21 protein-coding genes are annotated in these 24931 nt (G+C 37.6%); 12 read left to right on the top strand and 9 right to left on the bottom strand.

Annotated features, from left to right (window positions below):
- Nucleotides 1–153 precede the first annotated feature (153 nt).
- Complete coding sequence (locus A1704_RS07115; protein ID WP_062671941.1) at nucleotides 154–639, top strand: GNAT family N-acetyltransferase; 486 nt, start codon at nucleotides 154–156, stop codon at nucleotides 637–639.
- Between the two features lie 11 nt (nucleotides 640–650).
- On the opposite strand, the gene A1704_RS07120 is transcribed toward A1704_RS07115, so the two are convergent.
- The 3 genes from A1704_RS07120 to A1704_RS07130 all read right to left on the bottom strand — a co-directional run bounded on the left by A1704_RS07120 (nucleotide 651) and on the right by A1704_RS07130 (nucleotide 3207).
- A complete protein-coding gene (locus A1704_RS07120; RefSeq protein WP_062671943.1) occupies nucleotides 651–1454 on the bottom strand; it encodes an SDR family oxidoreductase in 804 nt (267 codons plus the stop codon).
- A 77-nt stretch (nucleotides 1455–1531) separates the two neighbouring features.
- Nucleotides 1532–2089, bottom strand: a complete 558-nt coding sequence (locus tag A1704_RS07125) for a Crp/Fnr family transcriptional regulator (RefSeq protein ID WP_062671945.1) — start codon at nucleotides 2087–2089, stop codon at nucleotides 1532–1534.
- Between the two features lie 254 nt (nucleotides 2090–2343).
- Nucleotides 2344–3207, bottom strand: coding sequence for a LysR family transcriptional regulator (locus tag A1704_RS07130; protein WP_062671947.1), 864 nt, complete (start codon nucleotides 3205–3207; stop codon nucleotides 2344–2346).
- A gap of 203 nt (nucleotides 3208–3410) precedes the next feature.
- On the opposite strand from A1704_RS07130, the gene A1704_RS07135 reads away from it, so the two are divergent.
- A complete protein-coding gene (locus A1704_RS07135; RefSeq protein ID WP_062671949.1) occupies nucleotides 3411–4280 on the top strand; it encodes an alpha/beta fold hydrolase in 870 nt (289 codons plus the stop codon).
- A 48-nt stretch (nucleotides 4281–4328) separates the two neighbouring features.
- Nucleotides 4329–5291, top strand: a complete 963-nt coding sequence (locus tag A1704_RS07140; RefSeq protein ID WP_062671951.1) for a zinc-binding dehydrogenase — start codon at nucleotides 4329–4331, stop codon at nucleotides 5289–5291.
- A 105-nt stretch (nucleotides 5292–5396) separates the two neighbouring features.
- On the opposite strand, the gene A1704_RS07145 is transcribed toward A1704_RS07140, so the two are convergent.
- The 3 genes from A1704_RS07145 to A1704_RS07155 all read right to left on the bottom strand — a co-directional run bounded on the left by A1704_RS07145 (nucleotide 5397) and on the right by A1704_RS07155 (nucleotide 7181).
- Nucleotides 5397–5858: a MaoC family dehydratase gene (locus A1704_RS07145; RefSeq protein WP_062671953.1), complete on the bottom strand. Its 462-nt coding sequence runs from the start codon at nucleotides 5856–5858 to the stop codon at nucleotides 5397–5399.
- A gap of 356 nt (nucleotides 5859–6214) precedes the next feature.
- A complete protein-coding gene (locus A1704_RS07150) occupies nucleotides 6215–6409 on the bottom strand; it encodes a cold-shock protein (RefSeq protein WP_062671956.1) in 195 nt (64 codons plus the stop codon).
- A 55-nt stretch (nucleotides 6410–6464) separates the two neighbouring features.
- A complete protein-coding gene (locus tag A1704_RS07155; RefSeq protein WP_228432471.1) occupies nucleotides 6465–7181 on the bottom strand; it encodes a DEAD/DEAH box helicase in 717 nt (238 codons plus the stop codon).
- Nucleotides 7182–7624: 443 nt separating this feature from the next.
- On the opposite strand from A1704_RS07155, the gene A1704_RS07160 reads away from it, so the two are divergent.
- A complete protein-coding gene (locus tag A1704_RS07160; protein ID WP_062671957.1) occupies nucleotides 7625–8572 on the top strand; it encodes a beta-1,6-N-acetylglucosaminyltransferase in 948 nt (315 codons plus the stop codon).
- Between the two features lie 110 nt (nucleotides 8573–8682).
- Nucleotides 8683–9894: a winged helix-turn-helix domain-containing protein gene (locus A1704_RS07165; RefSeq protein WP_062671959.1), complete on the top strand. Its 1212-nt coding sequence runs from the start codon at nucleotides 8683–8685 to the stop codon at nucleotides 9892–9894.
- Nucleotides 9895–9967: 73 nt separating this feature from the next.
- Here A1704_RS07165 and A1704_RS07170 read toward each other — a convergent pair whose 3' ends face one another.
- Nucleotides 9968–11476, bottom strand: a complete 1509-nt coding sequence (locus tag A1704_RS07170; protein WP_062671961.1) for an amidohydrolase family protein — start codon at nucleotides 11474–11476, stop codon at nucleotides 9968–9970.
- Nucleotides 11477–11907: 431 nt separating this feature from the next.
- Here A1704_RS07170 and A1704_RS07175 point away from each other — a divergent pair, with 431 nt between their 5' ends.
- From A1704_RS07175 to A1704_RS07200, 7 genes are all read left to right on the top strand, one after another.
- Nucleotides 11908–12339 (top strand): hypothetical protein, encoded by a 432-nt coding sequence (locus A1704_RS07175; RefSeq protein ID WP_131797483.1) that lies wholly within the window; start codon nucleotides 11908–11910, stop codon nucleotides 12337–12339.
- A 105-nt stretch (nucleotides 12340–12444) separates the two neighbouring features.
- Nucleotides 12445–13530, top strand: coding sequence for an efflux RND transporter periplasmic adaptor subunit (locus A1704_RS07180; protein ID WP_062671966.1), 1086 nt, complete (start codon nucleotides 12445–12447; stop codon nucleotides 13528–13530).
- A 15-nt stretch (nucleotides 13531–13545) separates the two neighbouring features.
- Nucleotides 13546–16707, top strand: a complete 3162-nt coding sequence (locus tag A1704_RS07185; protein WP_062671968.1) for an efflux RND transporter permease subunit — start codon at nucleotides 13546–13548, stop codon at nucleotides 16705–16707.
- Nucleotides 16700–18169, top strand: a complete 1470-nt coding sequence (locus A1704_RS07190; protein ID WP_062671970.1) for a TolC family protein — start codon at nucleotides 16700–16702, stop codon at nucleotides 18167–18169. Before A1704_RS07185 ends, A1704_RS07190 begins: the two co-directional genes overlap by 8 nt.
- A 544-nt stretch (nucleotides 18170–18713) precedes the next feature.
- Nucleotides 18714–18866 carry a hypothetical protein gene (locus tag A1704_RS24410; RefSeq protein ID WP_157885756.1) on the top strand — a complete coding sequence of 51 codons (153 nt, stop codon included), beginning with the start codon at nucleotides 18714–18716 and terminating at the stop codon, nucleotides 18864–18866.
- 191 nt (nucleotides 18867–19057) lie between these two features.
- Nucleotides 19058–22012, top strand: a complete 2955-nt coding sequence (locus A1704_RS07195) for a SusC/RagA family TonB-linked outer membrane protein (RefSeq protein ID WP_062671972.1) — start codon at nucleotides 19058–19060, stop codon at nucleotides 22010–22012.
- Nucleotides 22013–22022: 10 nt separating this feature from the next.
- Nucleotides 22023–23486 (top strand): RagB/SusD family nutrient uptake outer membrane protein, encoded by a 1464-nt coding sequence (locus tag A1704_RS07200; RefSeq protein ID WP_062671974.1) that lies wholly within the window; start codon nucleotides 22023–22025, stop codon nucleotides 23484–23486.
- A 324-nt stretch (nucleotides 23487–23810) separates the two neighbouring features.
- On the opposite strand, the gene A1704_RS07205 is transcribed toward A1704_RS07200, so the two are convergent.
- Both A1704_RS07205 and A1704_RS07210 read right to left on the bottom strand, forming a co-directional pair.
- Nucleotides 23811–24323, bottom strand: a complete 513-nt coding sequence (locus tag A1704_RS07205; protein ID WP_062671976.1) for a hypothetical protein — start codon at nucleotides 24321–24323, stop codon at nucleotides 23811–23813.
- Nucleotides 24324–24397: 74 nt separating this feature from the next.
- Nucleotides 24398–24907 (bottom strand): DUF305 domain-containing protein, encoded by a 510-nt coding sequence (locus A1704_RS07210; RefSeq protein ID WP_228432473.1) that lies wholly within the window; start codon nucleotides 24905–24907, stop codon nucleotides 24398–24400.
- Between the last annotated feature and the right edge of the window lie 24 nt (nucleotides 24908–24931).

Consider the following 24931-nt stretch of genomic DNA (forward strand, 5'->3'; position numbering starts at 1 on the left):
AATTCATTACTTTAAACATCAACATTTGGGAAAATCTGTTTCATCCGTGGGAAAAATAAATCTTCTATAATTTAATTTTTAAAGATCAGACCACTAGGTAAATAGCTTAAATAAATTCTATATTTGAAAACCAATCAACACCTATCTCACACCATGAAAGATATTCAACATGACATCAAACTCAGGCCGACTGTAGTGGAAGATTTAGAAACTCTTTTTCAGTTTCAGCTTGATTATGAAGCCAATCATCTGGCAGCATTTACATCAAAAGATTCTACCAATAAAGAAGCCTATATCGCCAAGTTCACCAAACTACTGGCTGATCCCACCATCAACAACCAAACGATCATTGCCGGTACAGTGATCGTTGGAAGTATAGCCAAGTTTATCATGGAAGATGATGTCGAAATCACTTATTGGATTGACAAAAATTTCTGGGGAAAAGGTATTGCCACAACCGCTCTAAAAGATTTTCTCACAATAGAAACCACAAGACCAATTTTTGGACGGGTTGCCTTTGATAATCTGGGTTCACAAAAGGTTTTGGAAAAATGTGGTTTTGTAAAAATCGGTACCGATAAAGGGTTTGCCAATGCCAGACAAACTGAAATTGAGGAGTTTATTTACAGACATGACTAACTATTGACTCATTAGCCAAAAAAATGTTCATTCATCTCATTAATTACCGTTTCTATTCCTTCTTTTCTCAACCATTCATACTCAGAAGTTGCCAATGCACCAGCAATATAATGAAGCTGCTCTCTGTTGTCTGTGGCGGCTTCATACACAATATCAGCAATGGTTTCAGGAGTATCACGTTTTGAGGATGAATCGGCTCTCATGGCTGTTATATATTGATTAAAAATAGACTGGTAATCCGGATGCGAAACCATTTGTGCATTATTTCCGAAATTGGTCTGCATATAAGCAGGAACTACTGTTTTAATCTTAATATTCCACTCTTTCAGTTCATAGCTCATTCCTTCAGACCACTTTTCCAATGCAGATTTTGTGGCAGCATATACGGAAACAAACGGGTAAGGAATATTGGCAGTAGATGATGTTACCGTAATAATTGTTCCATTTTTTCTGGCTCTTAAATAAGGAAGAAATGACTTTGTCACCAGTAGTGTTCCTAAGAAATTGGTATTGATCTGGCTGGCAAGCTGTTCATACTCAATTCCTTCAAAAGGTCCCATAAGTCCGTAAGCAGCATTATTAAGGACTACGTCTACCGGACCTATTTTTTCTGCTTTTGAAGCAATTTCTGAAATCTGTTTCGAATCGCTGATATCTAATTTCAGGAGATGAATGTTAGACCATTCTGTAAGTTCAGTTTCTTTTTCAGGATATCGCATTGCTGCAATTACCGTCCAGCCTTTTGATGCAAACAGTTTGGCGGTGGCTTTTCCCAGTCCTGATGAAGCGCCGGTAATGAAAATTGTTGGGTTCATTTTTTATTGTTTTAGATTGATATTGCAAAGTTGCAACGATAAAAAAAGAACCTGTTTACCATTTGGTAAAAAGCATCTTACCTGATATTTTTCCTGATTCTGCTTAATGACTGCTGCGTGATTCCAAGATAAGAAGCGATATAGGACAAAGGAATACGATTGACCAATGTGGGGTATTTTTCCATAAATTCCAGATAGCGGGTGGTGGCATCCTGAGAGACTAACGGGCTTACTCTTTCCAGCTTTTGGGCAAGGGCTTTATTGGTCACTTTTTGAATAATATTTTCCCAGTCGATAATGGTATCTGAAATTTCTTTCCAATCCTGATTAGAAAACACAAGCAGTTTACAATCCGTAGCTGCCTGAATATATTCTGTGGAAGGCACATTTTTCAGATTGAAGAGCAAATGTTTTTCTTCAATAAAGATCTTGGTAATTTCTTCCCCTTTATTGTTATAATAGCAGATACGAATGATTCCGTCAAGAATAAAACCTACCTGCCTGAGGACTTTTCCTGCTTCTGCAAAATACTCATCTTTGCTTAGCTCAACCTCTTTTGCTTTGCTTGTGATGAGGTCTATTTGCTGCTGGTTCAAATGACCAAACTGCAGAATAAATTCTATAAACTCTTTCATAACGACAAAGTTAGCCATTATCATTTGGGTGTATTTACCATTTGGTAAAAAATGACATCATTAAAATGACTGTAGCGCTATTCTTTAAAATCTGTGGATGAGGAAAGTTCCTTCCAATATTGTATCTGTTCTGAAGACATTAAACTGTCCGTCATTTTTGGGAAAATCGCCTGATAAAGCTTCCTATTTATTCCTGTAAAACTCATCAAGTGTCTCGGTAGTTTTTGCCATAACCTTTATTTTCCCGGTAAAATTTATACCTCTAAATGCATATCAATAAAACATTGTAATGCTCTTGACTGTGGTCCGTCTTTTCTGAAAACAAGAATGGTATTCATCGTTCCCAGCTGCTTATTCAGTTTATAGGTCTTAATGCCTCTTCCGGCATAATATTTAGTAACCACTTCTTCCGGCAATATGCTGACTCCCAATCCTGCTTCCACAAAGTTGATGACTCCTTCAATGGAATTCAGAACTGTACTTTTGTAGTTAAGAATTCCTTTGTGGCTTAACCAGGATTCTAATCTTTCTCTGAAAATACATCCTTCATCAAATACCACTATTTTTAAGGGTTCTTTATCCATCAACGTCTGCAGATCCGGACCTTTTGAGGAAGCCAGAATCACAAGCTGTTCTTCCTTAATGCAGATTTTTTCCAGTCCTTTGGCATTCACTGGAGCAGAAACAAAGGCAGCATCCAGGTTGTAATTCAAAACATCAGACAACACTGAATCTCTGGTATCTGATTTGAATTCAAGCTCAATATCAGGAAATTTTTCATCAAAAGTATGGAGGATTTCCGGAACTTTCAGCGCCATGGTTGTTTCTATACAGCCTATTTTCAGACATCCTCTGATATTATCACCACTCCGGATATTATTTTTTGCTTCTTCCACCAAATGTTGAATCTGTTTTGAATACTGCATCAGGATCATCCCTTCAGAAGTAAGCTCTACCCTTCTGGATGTACGGGAGAAAAGCTTTGTATCAAACTCATCCTCAAGACTTTTTATTCTTGCCGTAACGTTTGACTGAACCGTAAACATCACAGAAGCAGCCTTTGTAAAACTTCCCGTTTCAGCTACGGCTTCAAATATTTTCAAATCATTAATGTTCATCTTAATCAATCATTATTAGTGATCCAATTCATTACAATTAATCGTTTTTAATAATCAAATATCCGTATTAATTTTGGACTATCAAAAAAAATAAATGAAAATAATTTCAAGACCATTCATTGCAGGTGTATCAGTTGTCCTTTTTCACTGGCACTATGACAATGGCATAAAACAATCAAAAATTATATGTAAATAATCACATTATGAAAAATCAACCTGTTCACTACCGCAACATCAAAGTAAATGATTTAAATCTGTTTTACAGAGAAGCAGGTCCAGCCAATGCGCCTACGATACTTCTTTTACACGGCTATCCTACCTCATCTCATATGTTCAGAAATCTGATCCCGATTTTAAGCAAAAAATACCATGTCATAGCACCGGATCTACCGGGATTCGGTTATTCTGACGCTCCTGATCATAAGGAGTTCTCTTATACCTTCGACAATCTTGCAGCAACCGTACAGGCATTTGTAGAAAAGCTGGATATGAAACGTTTTGCTATTTACATCTTTGATTACGGCGCTCCGGTAGGTTTACGTCTCGCGATGAACAATCCTGAGAAAATTACAGGGATCATTTCACAAAACGGAAATGCATATGAAGAAGGATTAAGCAGTGAATGGAATCCGATCCAAAAATACTGGCATGACACAACGGAAGCCAACCGTCTTGCATTAAAAGGTTTTGTTTCTAAAGAAGTTACTTTGTTTCAGTATCAGCATGGTGTGTCTGATCCTTCTTTGATTGCTCCGGAAGCCTATACTCTTGATCAAAAATTCCTTGACCGACCTGGAAATATTGAAATCCAGCTGGATCTGGTTAAAGATTACAGAACCAATGTGGCTTTATATCCAAAATTCCATGAATATTTCAGAAAGCATCAGCCCAAATTATTACTGGTATGGGGGAACAAAGATCCCTATTTCCTACCTGCAGGAGCTGAAGCTTATAAAAAAGATCTGCCGGAAGCCAAATTAAAATTTTATGACACCGGACATTTTGCCCTGGAAACGAATACGGAAGAAATAGGTGCTGAAATCTTTGAATTCATGGGAACATTACCTCGATAGTGGCTATAAGCTATTGAATCAATTAAGAAATAATCGAAACATTTCATTATGAAGACAATTGTCATTAAAAACTTTGGCGGACCTGAAGTTCTGCAACTTGCGGAAATGCCTGTTCCTATGATAACAAATCCTTCTCAGGTATTAGTAAAAGTACGAGCAACATCTATTAATCCTCTTGATTATCAGATAAGACGGGGAGATTATGAATCATTTTTCGAACTCCCTATTATAACGGGTCATGATATCGCTGGTGATATTATGACTGTAGGTGAAGCGGTCAAACAATGGAAGCCTGGTGATAAAGTCTACTATTCTCCTCGCTTTGGCAGCTCAGGCAGTTATGCGGAGTATCACCTTACTGATGAGTCCTCATTATCCAGAATGCCGGATAACATCAGCTATGAAGAGGCTGCTGCCATTCCACTTATTGGAGGAACAGTTTGGGAAATGCTTGTAGTAAGAGCTCAATTGAAAAAAGGAGACAGCATTCTCATTCTTGGTGGTGCAGGTGGCGTAGGAACACTGGCTATACAAGTTGCGAAATCACTGGGTGCTTTTGTGTATACAACTGGACAAAGTGTTCTGCATGAGGAATTAAAAAAGCTTGGAGCAGATGTAGTCATTGATCACCATAAGGAAAACTGGATTGAAGAAATAAAAGCACATACCAACGGAAAAGGAGTTAATGTGATTATTGATACTGTAGGAGGAACAACACTTTCAGACAGCCCACTTGCTTTAGCAGATTATGGTTCTGTTGTAACACTGGTAGATATTCCACAACCTCAAAACCTTATCAATGCCTGGGAAAAAAATGCCACCTATCATTTTGTTTTTACCCGACAAAGCAGAGATGAGCTGTATCAGATCACTGAATTAATTGAGAACGGACAAGTAAAACCTGTGATAGACAGTATATATCCGCTTGAAGAGGTTCAAAAAGCTCATCAAAGAATAGAGGATTCTAAACGGGACAGACCTTTATTGGGGAAGATTGTACTTACAGTGTAATTATTTTATTAGAAGGTCATCAAAATCGAAAACATCATTGTATTCAATGATGTTTTGTTATTTATAAAATGCAAAATATCAACAACTTGAACATTCACAATAAAATCAATCTTTAAAATGATAAAGGAAAATCACATCTCCAGTATAGGCAGGTTTCACATGGTCTTTAATCAGGAGTTTGGCTTCCACGATTGCTTTTACAGTTCCTCTGAGGTTAGTAACAGATTTTACGGTTGCCTGTAGTTTGACATCACTATTTACGGGAACAGCTTCTCCGAACTTAAGATTTTCTATTCCGTAATTGATTTCCATTTTTACATTTCTCACATCTGCAATCTGTTTCCAGAGATAGGGAATCAAAGATAATGTTAAATACCCATGAGCAATGGTTGATTTAAAAGGTCCTTCTTTCTCTGCCTTTTTCTGATCCGTATGAATCCACTGCTGATCCAGGGTGGCATCTGCAAATCTATTAATCTGATCCTGACTTATCGTATGCCAGGCAGAATCTCCCAGCATTTGCCCTTCAAGAGACTTATACTCACTAAAATTATTAATAATAATCATATCTTTTTCTGAACCTTTTAGGAATTACAATATGTACAGCTCAATCATTATCATCGTAGCCGAGTGTATATCAAGTCTGCATATTTATTTTCCAGGCATCCGGTCTTAGTCTGTCAATATTCAGACCAATTGCTGCCTTATTTTCTTAAATCCCTGAAAACCTCTTACATAAAAGTAAGAGGCTAATGAACATCATGAAAATAAAAAATAAAAAGTAATCCGTATTACATCAATGTTCTTTCAGACAATATATCCAGATCCAGAAGTTTTATGGATTTGAATAAGAAAAAATATAAAATATGAGGCTTGATATGGCAAAGTATATTATTTCAACATATTTGCAATTGAGACTTTTATTATGCCAACGTTACGTTAACAGCATTTAAACCTTTATCGCTTTTTTGTATATCAAAAACTACTTTATCATTTTCACGGATCATTCTTGTGTTTAATCCTGAAGAATGTACGAATATATCTTTACTTCCGTCTGCCGGAGTAATAAAACCGAAGCCTTTTGCTTCATTGAAAAATTTTACGGTGCCTTCTTGCATTGTAATTGTTATTAAAAAATTGTGTATTATGATCTGTAAACGCTACAGATTTTATTTATGATATTCTGAGGGGTATTGTGCTTCCCATCAATGGTTGAATATTTTTAAGATCCGGATGCTTCATCGTCTGTGGTATTGAAGATGCAGGATCTGCAATAATCTCTACAGGCTTGTTCAGGATTGCTTTGGCGAAATATTTTAAACTTCCCGGCATTGCAGCAGAAAAAAGCAGGTTTTGTCTTCTATGAGAAACCAGATTTAATATTTTTTTTATATGATTAGCGAATCCCATATCAAGCATTTTATCGGCATCATCTAAAACAAACAGCTCAATTTTAGAAAGATCAATATGTCTCTGATTTTCTACATCAAGCAATCCTCCGGGTGTTGCCACAAGAACATCTACTCTTTTTCTCAGTGCAGCAAGTTGGCTTCCAATGGAAACCCCTTCATAAATAGAAAGCAGAGATAATGGTAAATATTTACTGTAGATTTTAAAATTCTCTTCTATCTGTATTGCCAGTTCCTGAGTGGGTGTAAGTATTAAAGTTCTTATTTCTTTATGATCCGGAGTTTGTCTTTTCAGCAGCTGTAAAATAGGCATCGCAAATGCAGCTGTTTTTCCAGCACCTGCCTGTGCAGACACTATAATATCTCTTCCTGCCAAAATATGCGGAATTGCAGAATACTGTATTTCAGTAGGCCTGGAATATCCGGCTTCTGTCACTGCACGGATAATAGGATTAATTAGATTTAAATTTTTAAAATTCATTATAAATCCGGCATTCCCGGTATCTTAACACAAATCTGTTGATCAGAATTTGAATCGGTATATTATAATGACAAACAAAAGAGTATTCTTTTCTGTTTATCTTTCTCTTGCTTCAGCTACAATAATATTTTTATCTATATTACGAATGGCCAGGCAATAACGTGTCGCTCTTATCTACAATAGAACTTTATAATCTTTTATTTCCACTATGAAAACAAAGGCTATAAATTGGTAGCTGAAAAAGCAAAACTGAAAGAAAAAAGTGATTTTAAACTATGACAGAATAGCAAAGGCAGTGACCTGTTTTTATAAATGTTCTGCAAACCTACAATAAAAAAAAAGAATACCACATTATTTAATTAACTGATTATCAAAAATTTATTCGTACCTTCTGCAAATTAACCAAATTATTTGCTGACGCGGATGATTTTAAACTCCGGAATATGCAAGCTTTTTCACCCATCCCCCAACCTTCTCCCAGAATATCAGAATCCCATTCCGGCCCACATGTAAGAATTGCTTATTTCATTATGATACATCATAAACCTGAAGTATTTAAAAGCATGTTTGAGAAAATCTATACAAGGGATCAGTTTTATCTTATCCATATTGATAAAAAAGCGAAACAAGAGTTCATTGAAGAAATACAACTTTACATCGTTCATTTTCCCAATGTCTATATTCTGGACAGTATGAATATAGTTTCGGGAGGTTTCAACATCGTTCAGGCAGAATTGAACGCTATGGAATTTCTCCTGAATGTAAGCAAAGAATGGGATTATTTTATTAATCTGAGCGGTGAAGATTATCCATTGAAATCACAAAATATTATCCGTAAATTTCTTACGACCAATAAAGGCAGGAATTATCTTTTTTATTATGATCAAAAGTTTTACAGACCCGACACGCTGAAAAGAATACAAAATCACTTTACAGAATTGGCTTATGTTATTTCATCTTTCATCTACAAAAGATCTTTTATGAAAGATGTGATTCCTTATATAGGTGGTAAATGGTTTATGTTTACAAGAGAAACCTGCTTATTTTTAACAAACAACAAAATGGTAATGGATTTTGAAGACTATTATCTTCATACTTTTTTACCTGCAGATTCATTTTTTCAGACTGTTCTTATGAATACATCTTTCAATGATATTATCGTCAATGATGATAAAAGAGCAGTACTTGAGACCTCCTTTTTTCAAAATACACAGAATACATTCAATTATATTCAATCATTAAAATCTGGTAATCAGCTTTTCATCAGAAAGGTTAACAAAAAAACGGACGAAAGTATCAGAAAGTATATTGAAGAAAGCTACCTTACTCCCCTTCCTTATATAAATGAAGTAGAAAGAGAATTGAAAAGAAATAACCGTCAAAACAACTGATCTTTGCACTTCATCCTCAATATACTTAAGTCAGAAACTCTTTAATGTTTTTCTGCCAAATCATTATATTTGGAGGAACATCATCAAACGTGTTTTATTCAAATTAAAATATGGAAAAGAAGCTGACACCGGAACACTTAAAACGGCTAACATTAGACAGTCAGGGATTAACACAAAATACACCATTCGGAACCGGAAAAACTGCAGTTTTGAACGCTTTGGAACATCTCGGATATATACAGATTGATACATTATCTATAGTGGAGCGGGCTCATCACCATACGCTATGGACAAGAATCCCGGATTTTAAGACAGATAATCTGGAAGAACTGGTAGAGGACCGTAAAGTATTTGAGTATTGGTTTCATGCTGCTTCTTACCTTCCGATGCAGGATTTCCGATATGTTTTGCCTCAGATGCTGATGATTAAAAGAGGAGAATCCCGTTATTACAATGCTGATCCTAAAGTGATGAAGTATGTAGTAGATACCATCCGCAATGAAGGTCCTAAAAGAGCAAGAGATTTTGAGAATGAAAGCCATAAAGCAGGAAGCTGGTGGAATTGGAAACCTGCCAAGCTGGCTCTAGAGAGACTTTTCATGCAGGGAGATCTGATGATCAGCGGACGTTCCGGAATGCAGAAAACTTATGATCTGGCCGAAAGGGTTCTGCCATCTTCCACGAATACCTCAGAACCTACTCCATTGGAGTTTGCAGAATATCTGGTAAAAACCAATCTGAGAGCCTATGGATTTACGACATTAAAACAAATCACTCACCTCAGAAAAGGAAATGCTTTAAAAACGAATGTCAATAAGGTTTTACAGATGATGCTTGAAGAAGATACAATATCAAAAGTGACCAGTGAAGGAGGATCTTCTGTTTTTGTTCAAAATGAAATACTGGAAAAAACATTTGATCAGGCAAGCTCCAGTGTATGGCTGTTGTCTCCGTTTGACAATTCCATTATTCATCGGGATAGAATCAAACAGATTTTTGATTTTGATTTCCGTCTGGAATGCTATACTCCAAAAGAAAAAAGACAGTATGGTTATTTCTGTCTGCCTATCCTGTTTGGAGATCAGTTTATCGGAAGGGTTGACTGTAAAGCGCACAGAAAAGAAAAAAAACTGGAGCTTATTCATTTACATATTGAAAACAGTACTATTAATCTTGATTTATGGCTTAAGCCTTTCATAGAGACCTTAAAACGCTTTGCCATTTTCAATGGTTGTGAGTCTTTGGCTCTGACTCAAGTAAGTCCATCAAAATTGACCACTGTTATCAAAAAAGAATTATCCAAAGTAATGTTTAAAAAGTAATGGAGAGCTATTAAAAAGACAAATCGCACTATTGACTTCAATAATGCGATTTTATTTTCTAGAAAAACTCCGATTAATTTAATTTCTGATTTGTTTTCTGAACAAAATCATTCCATTGCTGGTTCAAATAAGTTATTGCTTTCTTTTTTTCACCATCATTCATAGAAGAATAATTAATGGAATTAAAAACCAGTTTTTTCAATGCTTTCACATTAAGTTCCCAATAGATCTGTGTTACCCAAAAATCATAGCTCAGACCTGTGTATCCATACACTGAAGGATCATCACTGTTAATGGAACATTGTACTCCGTTGCTCAATAAAACCCTTGCAGGATGGTTCCTTAAATCACTTACATATCCTAAGATCTGATTACTAAGTGGGCTTACTTCCACCAGCCTATCCTGTTTTCTGATCTGTTCCATCGTTTGGGGGAAATAGATCAGATTCAGTCCGTGACCAATTCTTTTATTGTTGAGCAGCGCTACATCCAGAATATTTTTATTCAGGATAGAATTGCTTTCTCCGGCATGAAGGAAAAGAGGCAGTTCTACTCCGTATTTTTTATGAAGTCCGCTCATTTTGGCCCAGCTTTTCTCAAAAAAACTGATATGATGTCCCGCTGCTTCATCTGCCACAAGGTCAAAGCCTGAGATCATATCCGGAAATTCCTTCTTCATTTCAAATGCTGTTTCCAGCTGCTTCTCAATACTTTCATTATCTAAAAATTTAAAACTCGAATAGATCAGTTTAAGGGTGAACTGCGGATCTGACTGATGTACTTCTTTAAGAATATCCTGCAGATCTGTAATCGTCGTCTTCATAGGATATTTTCCATGTTGAAAATCATAAAGTTCATCAAAGATATATCTGATTTCTACGTGCTGTACTTTGTCTTTTATCAAATCCTGAAATCCTTTCAGATAATATGCCTTAAAGAAAGGACGGTACGGAAGCAGCAGACTGATGCGCTTAAAACGTTTTTCAAATTCAATCCAATAATCTGTGTAAGAGCAAAGATTGTCTCGTTTCAATGTAAGAAGGTCCTGCAGTTCTTTTTCAAAACCAGTGGTTGAGGCCAGCTTTTTATCAAGGCTTACAAATCCTTCCGGAACTTTTCCTTTTTCAAAAAAAGCCAGCTGTCCGAAAATGTACTGATCATTATCTTTCTGATCAAAAACATAGCATTCCTGATATTTTCTGGCAGTCGAAATAATCCATTTCACATCTGTAATTCCCCCACTGTGGGTATGCAACAGACCACCCTTCGGCATGGTCTGAAGGATTTCAAACAGTTTGCTGCTTTCTATTAATGGTTTTAATTCATTAAAAGAACTGTTATATAAAGATATTTTCTTTGCTTCCGAATCACTGAGAAACTGTTTACGGATCTGGAAGAGTTTTTTATCCAAAGTCATTTCTGCATCGGACAATTTTATATCGGCATCAAATGCCATTGCTGCATTTTCTTTCTCTGATAATGTCAGGTTCTGCTGGTATGCAGATTCTTCAGTTACTTTACCTTGCCCCCAAAATAAGGGTGCTGCAAAAAGTGATATATAAATAAGGTATTTTTTCATCATACTAAATATTGGAGGGGTTTGTACTGTCAGTTATGTTTTAACCGATAAAATAAAAGTAGCTTGTTATAGCAAAAATTGTGCAAAGTAAAGCTAATTCAAAGATAATATTATTTTTTTGAGCCTCCAGCTAGAAATATTATGCTTTAATTTTTTTGTTCATGCTCATATAAAAAATATAATCCTTTTGTAAATGGTTTAAGATGTTCCCTAAAGCACCTGTTATTTTTTTGCATAGACAAAATTGGAAATATTCATCAGAAGACTTCACTAAAACCTATTTTCTTATTAGCCAAAAAGGAAACATCATAAACAGATGTATTTTTTCAATGAAGCGGTCAAATTTTTAACACTTTTTTAATCTTTAGCCGTTGCACCTATTTTTAAGTTTAATTACCTTTGTCTCTGGAATGCGGAAAAGATTTTATCAATATTTGTACAGTTTGTTATTTGCGTTGCTTACCGTTTTAGGATGGTACTATGGGCAAATTCAGCAGTATATTTCAACGGATATTTCTTCTGACCTTCATTTTACTACGGATCTTCTTGTTCATGAAAAAAAGAGCATCAAAGAATCTTTTGCATTTCTTAAAAATGAGTCTAATGATGCCTACAATGTCAGCCATCCCCGCTACAATAAAATCAGAGCTAATCTTTCTGAAAACGACAATGAAAATGACGACAACGTAGAGTCCTCCGGTTCTACAGAACTTATTGCTCTTTTCAAAGATGGCTTCTGGCATCTTATTTCAGGCTTTGTCACGACATTTCACAACAAACAAATTGCTGTTTCACTTGCTCAATCAGAACATTTAAAGACCTTACATGATGATCTGTACCTTCAGTACAGGGTCATCCGACTGTGATTTTATACTAATTTTTTCGAAAACCTTATCTGCTTTCATGCTTTATTGTGAGAGCCGGTAACTCTATTTTTTCAATTATAAATTATTATAAAAACAATATTTATCATGGTCAAGAAAAGTCTCATGTATATCAACTTGTGCCTTATTCTCTTGTTTGTAAGCTGTCAATCTGAAAAAAAGGAAAAAACAGAAGCAGCGTCATTCAACGTAACAAGCCCGCTTATTAAAGATACTTTAGTCAACAAAGATTATGTTGCACAGATCCGTTCTATCAATCATATTGAGCTTCGTGCCCAGGAAAAAGGATACATCCAGTCTATTTATGTAGATGAAGGGCAGTTTGTTCAGAAAGGGCAGCTCATGTTCAAAATCATGCCTAATCTTTATGAATCTGATGTAAACCGTGCCAAAGCGGAAACCAAATACGCAGAAATTGAATATCAGAATACCAAAAATCTTTCTGACAAAAACATTGTTGCCCCTCAGGAAATGGCTATGGCTAAAGCAAGGTATGAAAAAGCGCAGGCCGAACTTGCTTCAATGAATACCCATTTAAAATTTACCGAAATCCGTGCTCCTTTCAATGGAATTGTAGGAAAATTACACGTACGTAAAGGAAGTCTTGTAGATGAAGGTGAGCTTGTAACCGAGCTTTCCGACAACAGCAAAATGTGGGTATATTTCAATGTACCGGAAGCTGAATATCTTAATCAGATGGATGCCAAAAAGGATAATAATCCAATGCATGTACGTTTAAGAATGGCCAATGGCAAAGAGTTTACACAAGATGGTATTGTACAAACCATAGAGTCTGATTTTGACAATGAAACCGGAAATATCGCTTACAGGGCTACTTTCCCAAATCCGAAAGGACTGTTGAGATACGGAGAAACCGGAAACATCGTTATCACCTCACCTTATGCCAATGCAATGATGATTCCACAGAAAGCGACTTTCGAAGAGCTGGAAAAGAAATATGTCTATGTGATTGGTAAAGATGGTAAAGTACATGCGAGAGAAATAAAAGTGGCTGCTGAATTACCCCATATTTATGTCGTCGCTTCAGGGCTTGGAAAGGATGACAGAATCCTTTTGGAAGGGCTTAGAATGGTTCAGGAAAACCAGAAGATCAGCTCAAAATACCAAAAGCCTGAAAAAGTAATGTCGAACCTGGATCTGTACGCCGAGTAACCCAAAAACAGCATTATGTTTAAAAAAGTAATACACCGACCGGTTTTCGCCATTGTGATATCGGTTGTGATCCTGTTTATGGGAGGGATTGCTATGAAGCAGCTTCCTACTGAACAGTTTCCAAAAATTGCCCCTACCACCGTAGCTGTTTCTATTGCTTATCCGGGAGCGAGTGCAGATGTATTGGTAAAATCATCTTTGATTACAATTGAAAATGCCATCAATGGAGTTCAGGGAATGCGTTATATCACCACCGATGCTACCAGTGCCGGGGAAGCTACGGTGAACGTTGTCTTTGATCCCGGAACCGATCCCAATGAAGCGGTAGTTCTGGTAAAAACCAGAGTGGATCAGGTAATGCCTTTATTACCGGAACTGGTACAGAAAGAAGGGGTTGTAGTAAACCCGATTCAGCCCAGTATGCTGATGTACGTGAACCTTTACAGCACCAATAAAAGTATGGATGAAAAATTCCTGTACAACTACTCTATGGTGAATATCATCCCGGAAATTAACCGTATCCACGGAATTGCAAAATCTCAGATCCTGGGAAGCCGAAGATATGCCATGCGTATCTGGCTGAACCCTGACCGTATGCGTGCTTATGACATCTCTGTAGATGAGGTGATGAAAGCTATCGGCGAACAAAGTATCATTGGACGCCCGGGGAGAATCGGACAAAGTTCCGGTATTGCAGCACAGTCACTGGAATATGTACTGACTTATAAAGGGCAATACAACAAACCGGAAGAATATGAAAATATTATCGTGCGTTCCAATGCCGAAGGAGAAAATGTAAAGCTAAAAGATATTGCCAAAGTAGAATTGGGAAGTGAATTCTTTGATATTTATTCCAATCTTGACGGACATCCTTCTGCTTCCATTGTATTGAAACAAAACTACGGAAGTAATGCCAATGACGTAATCAGAGATGTGAAAGCAAAACTGGCAGAAATGAAAGGGAACTTTCCTCCGGGAGTTGATTATAAAATCAGTTATGACGTTTCCCAATTCCTTGATGCTTCTATCGAACAGGTAATGCATACGTTGAGAGATGCGTTTATCCTTGTGGCCATCGTGGTTTTCATTTTCCTTGGCGACTGGCGTTCTACTTTGATTCCTATTATTGCCGTGCCGGTTTCTTTGATCGGAACATTCTTTGTGATCCAATTCTTTGGGTTAACCATCAACCTTGTTACTCTTTTTGCTTTGGTACTGGCCATCGGTATTGTGGTTGATAACGCGATTGTAGTGATAGAAGCCGTTCACGCCAAAATGGAAGACAGTAATATTTCGCCTTATAAAGCGGTAAAAGAAGTGATGGGTGAAATTGCCGGAGCTATTATTGCCATTACAGCCGTGATGGTAGCCGTATTCATTCCTATTTCATTTATGACAGGTCCGGTGGGAACTTTCTATCGTCAGTTTTCTATTACCATGGCAAGCTCTATTGTGATTTCTGCGGTAGTAGCCCTTACTCTGACTCCGGTTTTAGCTGCAATGCTATTGAAAAACCATCATGGAAAGCCTAAGAAAGTCAATATTTTCACCAAAGCTTTAGACTCTTTTAACAGCGGGTTTGATAAAATAACAGGAAAATATGCTTCATTCCTTAGAAAAATCGTAAGCCGAAAGGTGGTAACATGGGGAATTCTGATTGCTTTCTGTGCCGGAATTGTGATGATCAATAAAGTACTTCCTGGCGGGTTTATCCCGAATGAAGACCAGGGAACTATCTATGCTATTATCCAGACTCCTCCGGGTTCTACCCTTGAACAGACGAATAAGGTTTCCAGAACATTGCAGAAAATCTGTATGGGTGTAGACGGTGTGGAATCTGTATCATCACTGGCCGGATACGAAATCATGACGGAAGGCCGTGGTTCGAATGCAGGAACCTGTCTGATTAACCTTAAAAGCTGGAACGACCGTGATCATTCTGTGAAGGAGATCATGGAAGAACTGGAAGAAAAATCAAAAGATCTTGGAGCTACCATTGAGTTCTTTGAACCACCAGCTGTACCGGGATTCGGATCTTCGGGAGGTTTCTCTATGAGACTTCTGGATCTGAACAGAACGACAGATTATCAGGAATTTGATAAAGCCAATAAAGATTTCATCGCACAGCTTAAAAAGCGTAAGGAGCTTTCAGGAGTCTTCACCTTTTTTGCGGCTAATTATCCTCAGTATGAGCTGGTATTTGATAATAATGCAGCCATGCAGAAAGGAGTTTCTATCGGAAAAGCGATGGACAACCTCAACATTCTGATCGGTAGTACCTATGAACAGGGCTTTATCCGTTTCGGGCAGTTCTTCAAGGTGTATGTACAGTCTTCTCCGGAATTCAGAAGACTTCCGACAGATATTATGAATCTGTATGTGAAAAATGACCGTGATGAAATGGTTCCTTATTCAGCATTTATGACGATGAAAAAGACACAGGGACCTAATGAAATTACCCGCTATAACATGTACAATTCCGCTGCCATCCGTGGGCTTCCTGCTGCAGGATATACAACTGCTGATGCTATCCAGGCCATTAATGAAACGGCTGCCAAAACACTTCCTCACGGATATAAAGTGGCATGGGAAGGGTTGTCTTATGATGAGGCACAACGTGGTAATGAAGCGATCTATGTCTTCCTTGTTGTTTTGGTATTTGTGTATCTGGTTCTGGCGGCTCAGTATGAAAGTTTCCTGATTCCGTTTGCGGTACTTTGCTCTTTACCGGTAGGAGTTTTCGGGTCTTTCTTATTATTAAAAGCAATGGGACTTGAAAATGACATCTATGCACAGGTAGGATTGATCATGATTATCGGATTACTGGGTAAAAACGCAGTACTTATTGTAGAATTTGCCGTGAAAAGGCGTCAGGCAGGAGATTCTATTCTCGAAGCTGCCGTAGAAGGCTCCAAAGCCCGTTTCAGACCGATTCTGATGACTTCTTTTGCCTTTATTGCAGGATTGGTTCCGCTTGTTTTTGCAAGAGGTGCGGGAGCGATCGGAAACCATACCATTGGGGCATCTTCACTGGGAGGAATGCTGATAGGAACACTGTTCGGAGTGATTGTAATTCCGGGGCTTTACTACATATTTGCCAAGTGGTCTGATGGTAAAAAAATGATCAAAGACGAAGATGAATCTCCATTAAGCGAAGACATGATCCATTATGAATAAAAGAAAAATATATCAATATGCAGGTCTGGCAGTCGTCTTATTAAGTCTTACTGCCTGTAAACCTATAGAAATAGCACAGCGTGCTGAAAATAAAACCGTCCCTGAAAAATACGGTTCAGCAGAAAACGACACTATCAATACCGGAAAAATGAAGTGGAATGAATATTTCAGTGATCCGCATCTCCAAGAGCTGATCAGTCAGGCCCTTCAGAATAATCAGGAACTGAATATTGTCCTTCAGGAAATTGAAATGTCTAAAAATGAAATCAAAGCCAGGAAAGGGGAATATCTTCCTTCTGTAGGTTTAAAAGCCGGAGCTGGTGTAGACAAAGTAAGCCGATACACCAATATCGGAGCTATGGAGGCCAATACCGAAATAGAGCCCGGCAGAGAAATGCCGGAACCTTTATTTGATTTTGGAGCAGGTGTTCAGGCACAGTGGGAAACGGATATCTGGGGAAAGCTGCATAATGCGACAAAAGCACAGGTACAGCGATATCTTGCCAGCATTGAAGGAAAGAACTTCATGACCACTCATCTTATTTCTGAGATTGCAGATTCTTATTATGAGCTCCTGGCATTGGATAATGAGTTGGTAATCCTGAATCAGAATATCAAAATTCAGAATGATGCGCTGGATATTATCAAAGAATTAAAGAAGAATGCGCGATCCAATGAACTGGCAGTACAGAGATTTGAAGCCCAGGTTCTGAAAACTCAGGGAATGCAGTATGACATTCAGCAGAAGATAGTTGAAACGGAGAACAGGATTAATTATCTGGTGGGAAGATTTCCACAACCCGTGGAAAGAAGTCAGGATTCTTTTGATTCTGTTATTCCGCAAGCTGTGTATGGAGGAATGCCTTCCGAACTATTGGAAAACCGTCCGGATATCAAACAGGCTGAATATGAACTGGCTGCTGCCAAGCTTGACATTAAAGTGGCCAAAGCAAGGTTCTACCCTTCTCTTGATCTTTCTGCAGGAGCCGGGTTACAGGCTTTTAATCCGTTGTATATCATCAAACCTCAGTCGTTTCTGTTTTCTCTTGCGGGAGAACTTACGGCACCATTGATCAACAGAAGGGCGATTAAGGCCGCTTACAATAATGCCAACGCCAAACAGATTCAGGCAGTGTATCATTATGAGCAGACTGTTTTGGGAGCTTATATTGAGGTAGCCAATCAATTGGCTAAAATTCATAATCTGGAAAGCAGTGTGAATATCAAAACGAAGGAAGTGGATGCTTTAACAAAGTCTATAGATATTTCCAACGACCTGTTCAAATATGCCCGTGCTGATTACATGGAAGTTTTACTGACTCAAAGGGATGCTCTGGAATCCAGGTTTGAGCTGGTAGAGAAGAAAGTGAACCAACTTAAAGCGAGTGTTGCTGTTTACAGAGCGCTTGGCGGTGGTTGGGATCAGGCTCCGTTGGCAGTTCCGGATATTAAGAAAGAATAAATCCATATTTTAATCTTGTTTTCATAAGAAGTCTATCGAAAGATGGGCTTCTTTTTTGTTATTACCGCAGATCTCACAGATTGACACAGAGGTTTGGGATAATTTTATATTATGATTGATAATTGATAATTGATCAATTATAATTCAAACCGCCCTTAGCCCTGATAGCAGCGGTTACCCCGCAGCAGAAAGTGGATTCAGCCAGGTGCGAGGAGTATGAGCGGATAGCAGGATGACGCTCCTGATCCTTATTCCCATGAAAATACAGCTATAAAATAAATAAAAAGTCCACAAAATAAATAGACTTATAATTTTAAATTTAATTCACACTTGAAAAATTAACTTTTTTATCATTTTTTAACATTTTCAAACATGGAATTAATTAATTAAAAATCAAATATTTACGATTCATAAATTTAATTCAAATCAATTAACCTACTAATTTAGTAGACTAATATGATTTATCTCATGCTCTTGTTTTATCTGGGTTCGTCATTTATTAGATAATTTTGACCCAGTTAAAAAAATCATAAACTTTATTCTCATGAATAAGAATACCTTTAATTCTTACCTATGCACCATTACGGTGGCAGCTTCTGCACAGCAAAATTGTTGTGGAATGTCTGCCCTTTCACAGCACAACTGCATTTCTCAAAACATGTGCTTTGATATGATGTGCATGATGATGATGTGCTAACTTTTTAAGAGATACATTCATTACTGTAGGAATTAAAGCCAAAGAGTTCAAGGCTTCTTTCATCCGGGTACCTCTCCTGTAATTTTACTATTCGTTTTATAACCTCCCTGAAAAAAGGAGGCGGAAAGTCACATTTTTTACCGGGAGATCAGCAGTAATACACAATTCAGTTTTAAACCTAGATTAATATAATGAAAAAGAAACAATGCAAGCTTGGTGTATTGGCCTTACTCCTGTTCGCGGAATATGGTTTTGCACAAAGCAAAGACAGTCTTTCCAAAGAAACTTCCATCAAAGAAGTGGTGGTGGTAGCTTTTGGGAAGCAGAAAAAAGAAGAAATTACGGGATCTGTACAGTCGCTGAAGGCTAAAGATCTTTCTAATCTTCAAAACGGAAATATTCTTCAGGGAATTGGAGGAAAAGTAGCGGGGGTACAGGTGATTTCCTCAGGACAGCCAGGCTCCCAGCCCACCATCAGAATGAGAGGAATAGGCTCTATCAACGCGTCCAGTGACCCCTTAATTGTACTGGATGGCATTCCGTACAGCGGAAACCTGAACAGTATTGCCGCATCGGATATTGAAAGCATCTCTTTTCTTGAAGATGCTTCTTCGAATGCTTTATACGGTTCCAGAGGGGCTAATGGTGTTATTATTGTGAACACCAAAAGAGGAAAAAGTAAAGGTGTAAGTATTGAGGCCGATGTAAAAACAGGAGTCAACTTCAGGTCTATTGAAGATTATTCGGTTTATACTTCTCCTCAGGATTATTACACAGCTTATTACAACAGAGCAAGAATTGGTGAAATTGCAAGACTGAAACAGCCGGGAGCTGTTCCTTCAGGCCCTTCTCCTCATGATGTGGGACTTGCTGCTCTTACCAAACTGGGATATAATGTATATAACGTTCCTTTTAATCAACTGATTTCAAAGGACGGTTCTTTCAATCCCGACGCAAAGCTGCTCTACCAGGACAACTGGAAAAAGCTGCTTTTCAGACCGGCTTTGAGAAGGGAAGCAACAGTGGGAATCAATGCCAATGGGGATCAGATAAAATCTTATACTTCTCTTAATTATCTGGATGATAAAGGATATCTGATTTCTTCAGGTTTCGAAAGATTCGGGATCAGGTCTAATGTGGACTACTCTATCACCTCTAAACTGAAGCTGACCAGTGCTTTATCTTACACTTACAGCAAGCAGGATTTCGGTGAGACCGGAGGTTTTTCCAACCCTTTCCAGTTTGCCAGAAATATTGCTCCTTTCTATCCTGTTTTCCTGAGAGATAACAATTACCAGAGGCTTTATGATAGTTATGGAAATGCTCTATATGATTACGGAGACGGCCAGGGTCCCAACGGAGCCACAAGATCTTATGCGGTGTTTGAAAATCCTGTAGGGAATCTTCAGAAGAATAAATCACAAATCGTAAGTAATGTGACCAATCTTAATCTTGGGTTAAATTATGAAATCATCAGAGGACTGGATTTTACTTATAATTTTGGTGCCTATCTTGAAAATACAAGAAACCTTCAGTTTGGAAATACGGAAGGAGGAACTTCATCTTCTGTGGGAGGAACTATTTCGCAGAGTTCAAACTTTAAATATACACTGAACCATCAGCAGTTGCTTACCTACCAGAAAAAACTGGGAAATCACAGCTTCAACCTCCTTGTAGGACATGAACTGAATAAAATAAAAGATGATGGCTTTTCAGGATCAAAACAGCAGCTTTTATTACCTGACTCACAAGCTTTTGATAATGCCGTGAAAATTACCGGTTTATCAGGAAGCGGTTATGAATATGCGGTAGAAGGCTATTTCACAAGGTTACTCTATAATTATGACGGAAAATATTTCTTCAATGCCAATATCCGTAGAGACGGTTCCTCTGTATTTTCTCCGGAAAGCAGATGGGGAAATTTCTATGGACTGGGACTGGCATGGAATATCGCAAAAGAGAATTTCCTTAAGGACAACAGTGTGATTAATTCTTTAAAATTAAAAGCTTCTTACGGCCAGCAGGGAAATGACAACATTCTTTTAGGAAGTTCCAGCAGAGATTATTATGCGTATCAGGATATCTACGGAATCAACAACTTCGGGGACGACAAACCTGTTCTGTCGCTTAAAAAACAAGGAAATAAGGATTTAAAATGGGAAACCTCCAAAAACCTGAATGCCGGTTTTGAAATTTCACTTTTAAAAAACAGAATCAACCTGAATGCTGATTATTTTGAAAGGAAAGTTTCGGATATGATTTACACGCTTCCTCTTCCTCCCTCCAATGCAGGCTCCTATGTGAAGTATGGAAATATCGGAGATATGACCAACAGAGGTGTTCAGGCGAATGTCAATGTAGATATCCTTCGCGGTGATGAGTTCCAGTGGAGTTTTTATGCGAATGCCACTCACTATAAAAATAAGATTACCAGATTACCGGCTGAGCAAAGAAATACAGGACTTATTTCAGGTTTATTTATCCTGACAGAAGGTGGAGACCGTTACACCTATTTCCTAAAAGAATTTGCCGGAGTAAATCCTGAGAACGGTGATGCTTTATGGTATCGCACAACCATCAACCCAACTACCCAAAAGGAAGAAAGAACAGTGACCAATAATTATAAGGAAGCCACCGACTATAACACCGGAAAGTCAGCGATTCCAAAGGTATATGGAGGATTCGGAACAGATTTCAGCTTTAAAAGATTTAATCTTTCAGTGAATTTCGCTTACCAGTTCGGAGGCTATGGCTATGATGATATTTACAGAAGCTTATTCCATTCTGACAGCTATGGTTCCAACTATTCAACAGATCTGGATAAAACCTGGACTCCGGAAAATCCAACGGCTGCCTTACCGAGAGTAGATCTTACCGCTACAAACCAGAACGGAAATTCAACGCTGTATCTGATCAAATCGGATTATATCAGCCTTCAGGACGTAACCCTCTCCTATCAGCTTCCCGATGGTTTTGCAAAACAGGCAGGCTTATCAGGTTTGAAAATCTATGTGACAGGAAACAACCTGTACCTATGGTCCAAGAGAAAAGGCTATGATCCGAGAGCTTCGCTGACGGGAGTTTCAGATTCGTACCGGTATTCTCTGTTGTCAAGCGTCTCTTTAGGCTTTAAACTTAACTTTTAAAAGAACAGGAATGAACACAATACAATACTTTATAACAGCTGTAACCCTAAGTTTTTTGGCTACCAGCTGTGCTAATGATCTCAATACGTTACCGGAAGGGGATATTTCCGGAGAGCAGCTCAATAACGATGCAAACAGTCCGGAAAAAATTCTGGGTGGAATCTATCTTGATCTTCGAAGCAATGGTGCAGGCGGTACCACCGTTCACTCAGATTTCGGAATCATGGGAATTAAAGCAGGTGCTGATCTGATGTCTAATGATGTGATCCAGTCTACCAACCAGCATTTAGGAATGTTTTATAATTATGAAGCCACTAATGCCAGTAATATTGCTTCTGAGATTGTATGGACTACTTTTTATGCAAGAATATTCGTAATCAACAAGCTGCTGGATGGTCTGGATAAAAATGCCAATGCAAAAAACAGAGCCATTGCAGGACAGCTGCTCGCTTTAAGAGCTTATTCCTACTTTTATCTGGTGCGTTTTTATGCCAATGATTATAACGGACATCAGTCTGAGCCCGGCCTTCCATTGGTTCTTACCGCAGCTAATCCAAGTCAGGGACTTCCGAGATCAACAGTTGCTGAGGTATATACGCAAATCAAAAAAGATATAGAAGAATCTGTAACGCTTTTGGATACTTACACCAGACCTTCCAGAGCCCAGATAGACCAAAGAACTGCTAAAGCTATTGCCGCAGAAGTATTTCTGGAAACACGGGATTATATCAAGGCAGCCCAATATGCTCAGGAAAGTAAACAGGGAATTGCCCTTATGACCGAGGATGATTATACCAATACCGGATTTTCCAATATCAATAATCCTGAGGTAATATGGGGTTTTCATAATACGATCTCCACAATGAGCATCGGAAATTATTATGCTTCTTTCTTCTCCATGTTTGATAATACGAATGAAGGATATGCCGGAGCCGCACAGATCCGTAAGCTGATTGACAAGCGTCTTTATGAAGCCATTCCGGCAACGGATTACCGTAAAAAAGTATTCAATGGAAACCAGAATGCTGCATATACATTCAACGGAAAAACGAAGAATTATCCGCCTTACGTAAGCTGGAAGTTTAAAGATCCCACGCTTTTTGAAGGAGATTATATTTACATCAGAGCATCTTCACTATATTATATACAAGCGGAAGCTCTTGCCAGACAAGGAAGAGAAGCAGAAGCAAGACAGGTATTATTTGACATTACCTCCAAAAGAGATCAGGCTTACACATTATCTACGAAATCAGGCAGCGAGCTGATTAATGAAATTGTCCTGCAAAAGAGAATAGAACTTTGGGGTGAAGGCTACGCCTGGTTTGATATGAAAAGACTTAATACTCCTTTAGAAAGAGTATACACCGGAACGAATCATACTTTTGGAAGATTCAACCTGACTCCTGATAAATTCAGATTCCAGATTCCTAATAAAGAGATTAATAATAACCCGCAAATCAAACAGAATGAGTAGATAAACAGAAACAATTTTACATTCAAATATATTCAGTGACGAGGCGCCATTTACTTGTAAGTGGCGCCTTTTTTATTGACTAAGGTAAGTTGCTGATATATTTTTGACTTTTACTTGCTAAAAATCTTTGATTTTTTCGCGCCTTAAAATTATTCATAGAATTAAAAAGCTTCGCGTCTTTGCGTTTTCAAAAAACACAAATAATAAAGGTATAATTGAAAAACGTAAAGACGCAAATTCTATTAAGAAGACTGCTATAAGGCGCAAGAATTTTATCTGCGATAAAATTGAATACTGTTTATTTCAAAGCCTCTTACAGATTCTTTATTTTATAATAATATCAGACTTGTAATGATCTTTTACGAGTTCACCATTTTTATACAATCTCTGGTTAACCACTTTTCCCTTTTCATTAAAATAAAGCCACAACGCATTTTTTCTTCCTAAAGAATCCAGACGTCCCATTTCTTTCGGCATTTTGTTGTTATGAAGAATCTTAACAGGATACAATCCTTTCAGGTCTTTCAGGAAATCCACTTTTTCAGGGATCAGTTCAGAGTCATTCCCGATTTTGAAAATATATTTTTTCCCTTTGTCACTATTCAAAATCAGTTCATCACCTGATATCTTATATTTACCTTCTGAAAAAGGTGCTGTTAAGATTTGATCATAGCTTACAAGTTCTGTTTTTAAAAACTCAAAATTCCCATCTTTTATATAAAGTGAATAGCTTCCATTTCCCGATTCCAATTCAACATATTTAGGGTATTCTTTATCTTTTTTACAGGAAATAACGGAGAAAAGAAGTACAAAAAAGCAGATAATTTTAATTTTCATACGAACTAAATTATTAAAATATCCTGAATAAAATGACAGTAGATCACCATTCTTGTTGTTTTCTGCCTCCTACTCTACCTTCTTTCCAACTCCTTAAGTTTTCTTTTCATCAGCTTAATTTCTGCAGATTGGGTTTTAAAAATATTTCTCTGAAGAATAATCAGTTGTGGATCGCTGAGGTGTACTTTTTCAGATATCAAAAGGGCAGCTGCATGATGAGGAATCATACTTTTTACAAACTGCCTGTCATCCACATTCACCTGTTCTCTGATTCCAAACCAGGAAAAAAGACTTGTCATCACTCCAATACTTACAATGATACAATTGAGTTTTCTGTTTCTATACCTCTTTCGCATAACCCATAATTCAATAAGTAACATGGCTGAAACCATCATGAGAGTCATGTATAAATTATTAATATTTGAAATAAAATTTCTCGGGTTGTCTATCATCGTGTACATAATGATGTACATAAAACAGAACATCATCAAAGCCATAAGTACAAATCGGCTGTACATTACAGAAGAATTAATTGAATGTTTTTTATCTTCTTTTAAAGAAGAGACTTCATTTTTATGCTTCATAATTTCCATAAGAGAGGGCACTGT

Source organism: Chryseobacterium cucumeris (assembly GCF_001593385.1).
Taxonomy (GTDB): domain Bacteria; phylum Bacteroidota; class Bacteroidia; order Flavobacteriales; family Weeksellaceae; genus Chryseobacterium; species Chryseobacterium cucumeris.

Coding starts and splice junctions, on each gene's coding strand:
- A1704_RS07115 (WP_062671941.1), top strand. CDS start 154: ATGAAAGATATTCAACATGACATCAAACTCAGGCCGACTGTAGTGGAA.
- A1704_RS07120 (WP_062671943.1), bottom strand. CDS start 1,454: ATGAACCCAACAATTTTCATTACCGGCGCTTCATCAGGACTGGGAAAA.
- A1704_RS07125 (WP_062671945.1), bottom strand. CDS start 2,089: ATGAAAGAGTTTATAGAATTTATTCTGCAGTTTGGTCATTTGAACCAG.
- A1704_RS07130 (WP_062671947.1), bottom strand. CDS start 3,207: ATGAACATTAATGATTTGAAAATATTTGAAGCCGTAGCTGAAACGGGA.
- A1704_RS07135 (WP_062671949.1), top strand. CDS start 3,411: ATGAAAAATCAACCTGTTCACTACCGCAACATCAAAGTAAATGATTTA.
- A1704_RS07140 (WP_062671951.1), top strand. CDS start 4,329: ATGAAGACAATTGTCATTAAAAACTTTGGCGGACCTGAAGTTCTGCAA.
- A1704_RS07145 (WP_062671953.1), bottom strand. CDS start 5,858: ATGATTATTATTAATAATTTTAGTGAGTATAAGTCTCTTGAAGGGCAA.
- A1704_RS07150 (WP_062671956.1), bottom strand. CDS start 6,409: ATGCAAGAAGGCACCGTAAAATTTTTCAATGAAGCAAAAGGCTTCGGT.
- A1704_RS07155 (WP_228432471.1), bottom strand. CDS start 7,181: ATGAATTTTAAAAATTTAAATCTAATTAATCCTATTATCCGTGCAGTG.
- A1704_RS07160 (WP_062671957.1), top strand. CDS start 7,625: ATGCAAGCTTTTTCACCCATCCCCCAACCTTCTCCCAGAATATCAGAA.
- A1704_RS07165 (WP_062671959.1), top strand. CDS start 8,683: ATGGAAAAGAAGCTGACACCGGAACACTTAAAACGGCTAACATTAGAC.
- A1704_RS07170 (WP_062671961.1), bottom strand. CDS start 11,476: ATGATGAAAAAATACCTTATTTATATATCACTTTTTGCAGCACCCTTA.
- A1704_RS07180 (WP_062671966.1), top strand. CDS start 12,445: ATGGTCAAGAAAAGTCTCATGTATATCAACTTGTGCCTTATTCTCTTG.
- A1704_RS07185 (WP_062671968.1), top strand. CDS start 13,546: ATGTTTAAAAAAGTAATACACCGACCGGTTTTCGCCATTGTGATATCG.
- A1704_RS07190 (WP_062671970.1), top strand. CDS start 16,700: ATGAATAAAAGAAAAATATATCAATATGCAGGTCTGGCAGTCGTCTTA.
- A1704_RS24410 (WP_157885756.1), top strand. CDS start 18,714: ATGAATAAGAATACCTTTAATTCTTACCTATGCACCATTACGGTGGCA.
- A1704_RS07195 (WP_062671972.1), top strand. CDS start 19,058: ATGAAAAAGAAACAATGCAAGCTTGGTGTATTGGCCTTACTCCTGTTC.
- A1704_RS07200 (WP_062671974.1), top strand. CDS start 22,023: ATGAACACAATACAATACTTTATAACAGCTGTAACCCTAAGTTTTTTG.
- A1704_RS07205 (WP_062671976.1), bottom strand. CDS start 24,323: ATGAAAATTAAAATTATCTGCTTTTTTGTACTTCTTTTCTCCGTTATT.
- A1704_RS07210 (WP_228432473.1), bottom strand. CDS start 24,907: ATGAAGCATAAAAATGAAGTCTCTTCTTTAAAAGAAGATAAAAAACAT.